Origin of the sequence: Microbacterium sp., from assembly GCF_046295495.1 — a bacterium.
Lineage (GTDB): Bacteria > Actinomycetota > Actinomycetes > Actinomycetales > Microbacteriaceae > Microbacterium.
Genome location: NZ_JBKBNC010000025.1, coordinates 27,861 through 37,659, shown reverse-complemented (window position 1 = coordinate 37,659; position 9,799 = coordinate 27,861). Strand labels below are relative to the sequence as shown.

General features: G+C 72.5%; 7 protein-coding genes. 1 reads left to right on the top strand and 6 read right to left on the bottom strand.

Annotation, left to right across the window (positions count from 1 at the left end):
• The coding region (locus ACK4LS_RS10380; RefSeq protein WP_409716801.1) for a DUF3418 domain-containing protein at window positions 1-2,344 on the top strand (2,344 nt) is incomplete at its 5' end.
• 102 nt (window positions 2,345-2,446) lie between these two features.
• Here ACK4LS_RS10380 and ACK4LS_RS10375 read toward each other — a convergent pair.
• The 6 genes from ACK4LS_RS10375 to mmsA form a co-directional block, all read right to left on the bottom strand.
• Window positions 2,447-3,277: a hypothetical protein gene (locus ACK4LS_RS10375; RefSeq protein ID WP_409716799.1), complete on the bottom strand. Its 831-nt coding sequence runs from the start codon at window positions 3,275-3,277 to the stop codon at window positions 2,447-2,449.
• Window positions 3,274-3,939, bottom strand: a complete 666-nt coding sequence (locus ACK4LS_RS10370; protein WP_409716797.1) for a LuxR C-terminal-related transcriptional regulator — start codon at window positions 3,937-3,939, stop codon at window positions 3,274-3,276. The genes ACK4LS_RS10375 and ACK4LS_RS10370 overlap by 4 nt, the downstream gene beginning before the upstream one ends.
• Window positions 3,927-5,249, bottom strand: coding sequence for a sensor histidine kinase (locus ACK4LS_RS10365; protein ID WP_409716795.1), 1,323 nt, complete (start codon window positions 5,247-5,249; stop codon window positions 3,927-3,929). The genes ACK4LS_RS10370 and ACK4LS_RS10365 overlap by 13 nt, the downstream gene beginning before the upstream one ends.
• Before the next feature lie 79 nt (window positions 5,250-5,328).
• Window positions 5,329-6,660: a substrate-binding domain-containing protein gene (locus ACK4LS_RS10360; protein WP_409716793.1), complete on the bottom strand. Its 1,332-nt coding sequence runs from the start codon at window positions 6,658-6,660 to the stop codon at window positions 5,329-5,331.
• Window positions 6,661-6,835: 175 nt separating this feature from the next.
• Complete coding sequence (gene mmsB / locus ACK4LS_RS10355) at window positions 6,836-8,101, bottom strand: multiple monosaccharide ABC transporter permease (RefSeq protein ID WP_409716791.1); 1,266 nt, start codon at window positions 8,099-8,101, stop codon at window positions 6,836-6,838.
• On the bottom strand, window positions 8,088-9,614 hold the full coding sequence (gene mmsA / locus ACK4LS_RS10350) for a multiple monosaccharide ABC transporter ATP-binding protein (protein ID WP_409716804.1): 1,527 nt from the start codon (window positions 9,612-9,614) through the stop codon (window positions 8,088-8,090). Before mmsA ends, mmsB begins: the two co-directional genes overlap by 14 nt.
• Window positions 9,615-9,799 lie beyond the last annotated feature (185 nt).

The following is a 9,799-nucleotide window of genomic DNA, read 5'->3' as shown; positions in this document are numbered from 1 at the left end:
CTCCGGCGGCGAGCGCGGCGACCGCGGGCGCGGCGGCACGAGCCGAGCCGGCCTCTCGGCCGCCCCCTCCCGGTCGCACGCGCCGCGACAGGACTCCGCCAGCGCGGGACGCGTCGCGCAGTCGGGCGACACCGCCCCCGAGGGCCACGCCGCCGGCGACGCGATCCACCGCGCCATCCTCTCCGGACTGCTCTCGCACCTCGGCATCCTCGATCCGCGGACCGTGGCGCAGGCCAAGGACCGCAAGGCGCCCGGCGACGCCCGGCCCACCAAGGGCGAGTACATCGGCGCCCGGGGCGCGCGCTTCGCGATCTTCCCGGGCTCGGGGTTGAAGAAGAAGCGGCCGTCGGCTGTCATGGCCGCGGAGCTGGTGGAGACCTCGCGTCTGTTCGCTCGCACGGTCGCGGCCGTCGAGCCGGCCTGGGCCGAGGAACTCGCCCCCGATCTCGTCAAGCGGTCGCTGAGCGAGCCGCACTGGTCGAAGGATGCCGGCTCCGCCGCCGCCTACGAGAAGGTCACGCTCTTCGGCGTCGAGCTCGTCGGCCGTCGGCGCGTGCAGCTCGCGCGCTTCGACCGACCGCTCGCCCGCGAGATGTTCGTGCGGCACGCGCTCGTCGAGGGCGAGTGGGATCCGTCGGTGCTCGACAAGCGCCTCACGGCGTTCCTCCGTCGCAACGTCGAACAGCGCCGCCTGCTGGAGAAGATCGAGGAGCGCGAGCGCCGCCGCGACATCCTCGTCGGCGACGAGGCGGTCTTTACGTTCTACAACGCCCGCATCCCCGCCGACGTCACCGACGTGCGCTCCTTCGAGGCGTGGTGGAAGGATGCCAGCACCCGCACGCCCCATTTGCTCGACCTGCGCGAGTCCGACCTCACCGGCGACCGCGCCCAGGGCGACGACCGGGCCTTCCCCGCGCGGTGGCGCCAGGGCGATCAGACCCTCAACCTCGCGTACCGCTTCGAACCCGGAGCCCCCGACGACGGGGTCACTGTCGTCGTGCCGCTGCCGCTGCTCGCGCAGCTTCGCCCCGACGGCTTCGACTGGCAGGTGCCGGGCATGCGCGACGAGCTCGTCACCGCCCTGCTGCGCGCCCTGCCGAAGACCATCCGCCGCAACGTGGTGCCCGCCGCCGACTGGGCCGAGAGGTTCAGCGCCGAGCTCGCGGAGAAGGGTCCCGAGCACGCGAACGGCCTGCCCCGGACCACCCTCGTCGACGCGCTCGCCGCTCTCGTGCAGCGCGTGGCCAATCAGCGGGTGAGCGCCGGCGACTTCGAACTCGAGCGCGTCCCGGGACACCTCATGCCGTCGTTCCGCGCCGTCGACGCCCGTGGCCGCACGATCGGCAGCGACCGCGACCTCGCGACGCTGCAGCGACGGCTCGCCGACCGGGCCCGCTCGAGCGTGGAGTCGGCCGTCACGCGCGAGCGGCCCGCCGCGCGGTCGGCGGCGAAGGTCGCCGAGGCCTCCCCGGCCTTCGCCTCGCGCGCCAGGCTCACGACGTGGGACCTCGACGAGCTCACCGAGGTCGTCGACACCCCCGTCGCCGGCGGTGTGGTGCGCGGCTACCCCGCTCTCATCGATGAGGGGGACAGCGTCGCCCTGCGGGTCGAGGCGACCCCGGAGGATGCCGCGCGGCACACCCGCGCCGGCATCCGTCGTCTGATGCTGCTCGCCGTGCCCTCGCCCGCGACCTATGTGCTCGACCACCTCACCGCGAACGAGAAGCTCGCCCTCGCGGCATCCCCGTACCAGAACGCGAAGGCACTGATCGAGGACGCTCGCGTGGCCCTCGCCGACGACGTGCTGCTGCGCGAGGCGCCGAGCGGGGTCGTCCGCACGAAGGCGGAGTTCGAGCGGGTGCGCGATGCGTTCTCTGCGGCCTCGGTCGAGCGGACGTTCCAGACGGTGTCACTGGCGGCCAAGATCCTCCTCGCTCAGCGCGAGGTGGACCGGGCGATGAAGGATGGCGCCTCCATCACGCTCCTCGGGGCGTTGAACGACGTGCGGGGCCAGGTGAAGGGCCTGATCTTCCCGGGGTTCCTCGCGCGCACGGGGCTGCAGCGCCTGCAGCACTACCCGCGATACCTCGCCGGTGCCCTGGAACGGGTGAAGACGCTGTCGGACAACCCGGGCCGCGACCGTCAGCGCATGAGCGAGTACGAGCGGGCGTCCGCGGGCTTCGTCGAGGCCGGCGGCACGGTCCCGGTGCCCGCCGACGCGCCCGCCAACCTCGTGCAGACGCGCTGGCTGCTGGAGGAGCTGCGCGTGAGCCTGTTCGCCCAGCGCCTCGGCACCGCCGAGCCCGTCTCGCCCCAGCGCATCGCCAAGGCCCTGAAGGGCTGAATCCCCCGCCCCTCCCGGTGAGGGGCCAGGCTGTGTCGCCGCGGCGCTGCCGCGGCGACATGCTCTGACCCCTCACGCGGGGCGGAGGGCGAGGGAGAGGGGCTAGGAGCGCAGGCGGACCTGGCCCATGGTGGCGGTGACGTTCACCTCGGCCGTGGCCGACGCGCTGGTGCGCAGGGCGTTGTCGACCGTGCCGAGGCCGTCGTCGACGCGCACGCGGTACTCGTCGTCGGGGAGGGTGAGCTCGGCCGATCCGGCGGCGACCTCGATCTCGGTGCGCGAGGGTGTGTCGCCGCTCAGCGTCGCCGTGAGCTCGCCGCCCGCCACCTCGAACGCCGCGGTCGTGACATCGGTCAGCTGTGCGGACGCCGAGCCTCCCGAGATGGACACGTCGGCATCCGTCACGGCGCCGTCGAGGGCGATGGTGCCGCCGGCGATCTGCACCGTCACCGCCCCGAAGTCGCCCTCGAGGTCGAGCGCTCCCCCGCTCACCTGGATGTCGGCGTCGAGGTCCGCGCCCTCGAGCTCGCGCGGGAGGGTCAGGGTCGCGCGCGAGCCGGCGGCGCCGTCGAACAACGCTCCGTTCGGCGAGGCCACGCGCAGGGTGTCACCCCGTCGCTCGAACGTCCACCCCCGGCGGCCGCTGCGGGCGTCGAGTCGGGCGTCGCTCACGTCGCCGTACGCGATCGACAGCCGGCCGCCCGTCACGTCGACGTCGAGCTCGGTCAGGCCGCGGGCCGGACTGTCGAACGCGGATGCCGATCGCCCGTCGTCGCGGATCACCGACACGGCCGACGCGCCGGTGGCGGCGAGGGTCCCCAGGGCGATGCAGGAGCCCACGACGAGGGTGATGGTCGAGACGGCGAAGGCGGCGCCGCGGCGGCGCGGACGCTCCGGCGCGTGCGGGGGCGTGGCGGGGGTTTCGATGGTCATGAGGTGGCTCCGGTGTGGTCGTGGCCCAGGTGCACGAGAGCGGCGATGACGCGGCGGTTGCCGGTCTCGTCCTGCTCCAGGCCGAGCTTGGTGAAGATGGCGGTGATGTACTTCTCGACGCTCGCCTCGCTGACGAACAGCGCCCCGGCGATGGCCTGGTTCGAGCGACCCTCCGCGATCAGGGCCAGCACGGCCCTCTCGCGCTCGGTCAGGCTCTGCAGACGTTCGTCGCGCCGACGACGGGTGAGCAGCTGCGCCACCACCTCGGGGTCCAGCACCGTGGCCCCCTGCGCGATCGAGGCCACGGCGGCGAGGAAGTCGGCGACGTCGGCCACGCGGTCCTTCAGCAGGTATCCGAGTGCGCCCTGCCCGTCGGCGATGAGGTCGGCGGCGTAGCGCTCCTCGACGTACTGCGAGAGCACGAGCACGGCGAGACCCGCGTGCCGTGATCTCAGGGCGATGGCGGCGCGGATGCCCTCGTCGGTCCAGGTCGGCGGCAGCCGCACGTCGAGGATGCACAGCTCGGGCGCGGTCTGGGCCACGGCCTCGTCGAGCCCCTCGGTGTCGGCCAGGGCGGCGACCACCTCGTGGCCGTCGTCGGCGAGCAGGCGCACGAGCCCCTCGCGCAGCAGGACCGAGTCCTCGCAGATCAGGATGCGCACGGGACGTTCACCTCCACCGTCGTCGGGCCGCCCTGGGGGCTGTCGATGCGGGCGGTGCCGCCCGCCGCGGTGACGCGGTTGACGATGCCGTCGAGACCGCCGCCCGGCACGACCCGCGCGCCGCCCAGGCCGTCGTCCTCGATGCGCGCCCAGAGCGAGCCGTCTTCGCGCACCCGCACGTCGACGCGGCACGCGGCGGCGCGCGAGTGCTTGGCGGCGTTGGTCAGGGTCTCCGCGATGGCGAAGTACACCGCTTCCTCGGCGGCGCGCCCGCAGCGTCGCGGCAGCCGCACATCGAGGGTCACGGGGATGTGCGAGCGCGACGCGAGCGCCGAGAGGGCGGCATCCAGGCCCCGGTCCTCGAGCACCGAGGCGTGGATGCCGCGGGCGAGCTGTCGCAGTTCGGTGATCGCCGACTTGGTCGAGGCGTGCGCCTCGGCCACGAGCGCCTTGGCGGCCTCGGGGTCGTCGTCGATCTTGGTCTGCGCGAGGCCCAGCGTCATGCCGATCGAGACCAGGCGCGGCTGGACGCCGTCGTGCAGATCGCGCTCGATGCGCGTGCGCTCGACCTCGGCCGCGCGCACCGCTCCCGCCCGGCGGGTATCGGAGGTGCGCGCCTGCTCGACGAGCTGTGCCTCACGCGAGGGCACGAAGATCGCCCGCACGATGACCCCGTGGAGGATCGCGAGGCCGATGACGGCGGCGATGCCGACCAGCACGGCGGCGGCACCGACCACGGGGACCGCGGCACCCTCGAGCGGCACGAGGTCGAACAGGCGGGTGTTCGACCACCCGAAGATCGGGCTCACGGCGAGAGCCGCCCCCCAGGCGACGCCGCTGAGGGCCGCCAACGTCATCAGGCCCAGCACGGTCGCGATGGCGAACGACGCGACCGCGCGCCACTGCAGCGGGTCGATCGCCTGCAGCCAGACCGTGTGCAGCACGCCGACGAAGCCGGGCTTGGCGCTCCGGCGCGGGCGCAGCGACACCAGACCGAGGCCGTAGAGGCCGTCGACGCGGGCCCGTTCGAACCACGCGATCGCGAACAGGGCGTAGACGAAGACGACGAGCACGACGACGCCGATCAGCAGCGCCGCGAGCAGGCCGAAGCCCGAGGTCAGCAAGCTCAGCAGCGCGGTGAAGACGGCGGGGCCGACGACGCCGAGGGCGGCGAGGTGCGCCACGGCGCCGGCGACGCGGCCGGGGGCGGCGACGCGCACCCCCGGCCGCACCGCGGCGTCGAGGGCGGTGGGCGGCGCGACGGGATCGGACGTCGGGGGCGGAGGCGGGAGAACGGATGCCGTGGTCATGTGCTCCACGCTAGGGCGCGCCCGCGCGCGGCACCGCCCGGTCAGCCCCCGCACCGTTTCGGGATAACCCGAAACCCGCTCACAGCTCCGCGGTCGACACCCACCCCGAGGCGACGAGCTCCTCGACGTCGTCGGCCCGCAGCATGCTCGGCGACACACTCGCCCCGGCGGTCCCGGGGAGCGGGCTCTCCCCGTCGTCGGCGACCGCTCTCCCCGCCAGCAGCGACTCGACGGCGTCGGCGGTGGCGGCGACGAGTGCCCGCGGGTCGGCGAAGGCCGTCGCGTCGATGTCGCCGTCGCGGAGCGCCCGGACCGTGAGGGGGTCGGCACCCGAGCCCACGACGAGGACGGCGGGCGCGGCCTCCGTCGTCGGGTCGACGGCCCCGGTCGGCGGCGGGCTCGGCGACGCGGTCGACGACGCACTCGGCGACGCACTCGGCGGGGCGGTCTCCTCGACCGGCGGATCGGTCGTGAGCGCCGTCACCACGCCCCGGGTGACGGCGTCGTCGAGGGCGAGGACGGCCGTCGGCGCCTCCTCCGGCGCGCCCGCGCGCAGCTCTCGCACGCGCTTCTCGGCGGCCTCCGCCCGCTGCTCGGCGGTGTCCTGTCCGAGGGCGGCGGACTCGAGGGTCGCGCCCGAGACGATCTCGATCGTCCCCGCCGCGACGGCCGGCTCGAGGGCCTCGAGGGCGGCGGTGTAGCGCTCCGCGCCCCACGCGTCGGAGGGCACCCCGGCGAGCACGGCCAGTCGCACGACGCCCTCCCCCGCCGCCGCGGGGTCCGGCACGGCACTGTCCGGCACCGCGCTGTCCGGCACCGCGCTGTCCGGCACCGCGCTGTTCGGCACCGCGCTGTCCGATACCGCGGCGTCCGGCCCCTGGCTCGCGGGGCCGGGCGTCGAGAAAGCTCCGGCCGTCGACGGGGCCGTGGGCGTCGCCTCGGCCAGATCGGCGAGGAGTGCCTCCGCCTGCACCCGACCGAGCTCCGACGGGTCGGCCGCGAAGGCACCGCCCGCGGGCAGCTCCGGCAGAGCGCGCCCGAACTGAACGACCGGCACGCCCTCGTCGACCGCCGCGCCGAGAGCCGTCGACAGTTCGGCGGATGCCACGGGCGCGACGATCACGGCATCCGCACCCTTCGTGACCATGTTGCGCACCTGGGCGTCCTGGGTGCGGGCGTCGGACGCGGCGAACTGCAGGTCGACGCGATAGCCGCGCGCGGTCAGTTCCTGCGCCAAGGCGTTGCCGCCGCGCTCCCATCCGGCGTCGGCGGTCGAGGGAAGCGATACACCGATCACTCCGGCGCCGTCGCTCGAGACCGTCGCGGTGCCGCGCGACGAGGTGCACCCCGTCACGCTCACCGCCACCGCGAGCACGGCGAGGGCGAGGCGGAGGGTCCGGGGGCGAGGCATCCCGTCCATCCTCCCCCACCCGCGCCCTCCCCCGGTCGCCACCGCTCAGCCGCTCCCGCCCGCGAGACGCGCCCGCGCTCGACACCTGCGCGCCACCCTTGCGCACCCCGCGCGCACCCCGACGCACGACGAACGCCCCGCCGCGGAAGCGACGGGGCGTTCGAGGAAGCATGGATCAACCGCGGGTGCGGTTCTTGTTCCACACGTCGAAGGCCACGGCCAGCAGCAGCACGAGACCCTTGATGAACTGCTGCACGTCGGTCGAGATACCCATGAGCGACATGCCGTTGTTGAGCACACCCATGACCAGACCACCGGCGATCGCGCCGACCACGCGGCCGACACCACCCTGGACGGCGGCGCCACCGATGAAGGAGGCGGCGATGGCATCCAGCTCGAACAGGTTTCCGGCGCCGGGGCCCGCGGAGTTGAGTCGACCCGTGAAGACGATGCCGGCGAGGGCGGCCAGCACGCCCATGTTCACGAAGAGCATGAAGTCGACGCGGCGGGTGTTGATGCCCGACAGCTTCGCGGCGGTGCGGTTTCCACCGATCGCGTAGATGTGGCGGCCGAAGACGCTGCGGCTCATGACCGTGGAGTAGCCGATGACCAGCAGGGCGAGCACCACGAGAACGATGGGCGTGCCGCGCGAACCGGGAGCGACACCCAGCAGGTACGTGAGGTAGGCGATCAGGGCGCCGCCACCGATGAGCTTGACCAGGAAGGCCACCTGCGGCTCGTTCTGCAGCTCGAGGGCCGCGCGCTTCGCACGCTGACGCACCTGCGACACGACGAACAGCACCAGGGTCAGCACCCCGAGGGCGACCGTGATCCACTCGGCGGGAGAGGACGACGCCGGGAACAGGTCGGGGAACAGGTACCCGCCGCCGAGCTGACGGTACTCCGTGGGGAACGGCGTGATCTGCGTGTTGCCCAGGGTCATCTGCGTCAGACCGCGGAAGAGGAGCATGCCCGCCAGGGTCACGATGAAGGCCGGGATGCCGATGTAAGCCACCCAGAAGCCCTGCCACATACCGACCACGGCACCCAGCAGCAGCGAGAGCACGATGCCCAGCCACCAGGGCAGGCCCCACTGCACGATGAGCACACCCGAGACCGCGCCGACGAAGGCCGCGACCGAACCGACCGAGAGGTCGATGTGGCCGGCGATGATGATCATCACCATGCCGATCGCGAGGATCAGGATGTAGCTGTTCTGGACGATGATGTTCGACACGTTGCCCGCGGTGAGCAGGCGCCCTCCGGTGAGGGCCTGGAACAGCAGCACGATGACGATCAGCGCGATGAAGATGCCGATCTCGCGCAGGCGCGACGTGAAGAACTGCAGGATGTTGCCGGCTCCGCCGCCGGCGCCACCGCCGACGGGGCCCTTCGGCGTTGCGGGCCCCTGCGGGGTCACGGTGTTGTCAAGCGCTGACATGGTCGGCTTCCTTTTCCTTCGTCATGAGCACCATGAGGGCCTCCGGTGTGGCCTCTTCGATGGGCAGCTGGCCGGTGATGTGGCCTTCGCTGAGGGTGTAGATGCGATCGCAGATGCCGAGGAGCTCGGGCAGCTCCGAGGAGATGACGAGCACCCCCTTCCCCTGCGCCGCGAGGGAGTTGATGATCGTGTAGATCTCGTACTTCGCGCCGACGTCGATGCCGCGGGTCGGCTCGTCGAGGATGAGCACTTCGGGGTCGGAGAAGAGCCACTGCGACAGCACGACCTTCTGCTGGTTGCCGCCCGAGAGCTTGCCGACGACGACGTCCACGGTCGGCGCCTTGATGTTCATCGACTTGCGGTAGCGGTTGGCGACCAGGTACTCCTCATCGCCGTCGACGAACCCGCCCTTGACGAGCTTGCGCATCCCGGCGAGCGAGATGTTGCGCTTGATCGTGTCGATGAGGTTGAGGCCGGCGCCCTTGCGGTCTTCCGTGACGTACGCGAGTCCGCTGCGGATGGCGGCCGGGACCGTGGAGGTGTCGGCCTTCTTGCCGTTGATGTAGACCGAACCCGAGATGCGCGAGCCGAAGCTCTTGCCGAACACGCTCATCGCCAGCTCGGTGCGCCCCGCGCCCATGAGGCCCGCGATGCCGACGACCTCGCCGGCGCGCACGGTGAGGTTGGCCTGGTGGATGACGGTGCGGTTGGCATCCGTGGGGTGGCTGACGTTCCAGTCCTCGATGCGGAGGACCTCGTCGCCGATCTCGACGTCGCGGTCGGGGTAGCGGTTCTCCAGCTCACGACCGACCATCCCGCGGATGATGCGGTCCTCGCTCGTGCCGCCGGTGGCGACGTCGAGCGTCTCGATCGTGCGACCGTCGCGGATGATCGTGACCTCGTCGGCGATCGCGCGGATCTCGTTGAGCTTGTGGCTGATGATGATGCAGGTGATGCCCTGGCCGCGCAGGTGGCGGATCAGGTCCAGCAGGTGCTCGGAGTCGTCGTCGTTCAGGGCCGCGGTGGGCTCGTCGAGGATGAGGAGCTTGACGTCCTTCGACAGCGCCTTGGCGATCTCGACGAGCTGCTGCTTGCCGACACCGATCTCGTTGACGGGCACGTCGGGGCTGTCGCCCAGGCCCACGCGGGCGAGGAGCTTGGAGGCCTCGCGGTTCGTGGCATCCCAGTCGATGAGCCCCCGGTGGGTGATCTCGTTGCCGAGGAAGATGTTCTCGGCGATCGAGAGGTAGGGGCTCAGCGCGAGCTCCTGGTGGATGATGACGATGCCGGCCGCTTCGCTGTCGCGGATGTCTTTGAACTCGACGGTGTTGCCGTCGAAGACGATCTCACCGCGGTAATCGCCCGCGGGATACACGCCGCTGAGCACCTTCATGAGGGTCGATTTGCCGGCACCGTTCTCGCCGCAGATGGCGTGAACCGTCCCGCGCTCGACGGTCAACGACACGTCGGCGAGCGCGATGACGCCGGGGAACTCCTTGGTGATCGAGCGCATCTCGAGGATGGTGCTCACGAGGTCCTCCTTGCAGAACCGGCTCGTGGCCGGTCGGGATGGTGGGGCGGGTGCTCGGCGAGCCGACCCGCGGGAGCCTCCGCCGCGCCCCCCGGCGGGGGGCGGCGCGGGGGGGGGGGGGGGGCGGGGGGCGCACCCGGGGTCAACCACAGGAGGGCCCCGGGGGG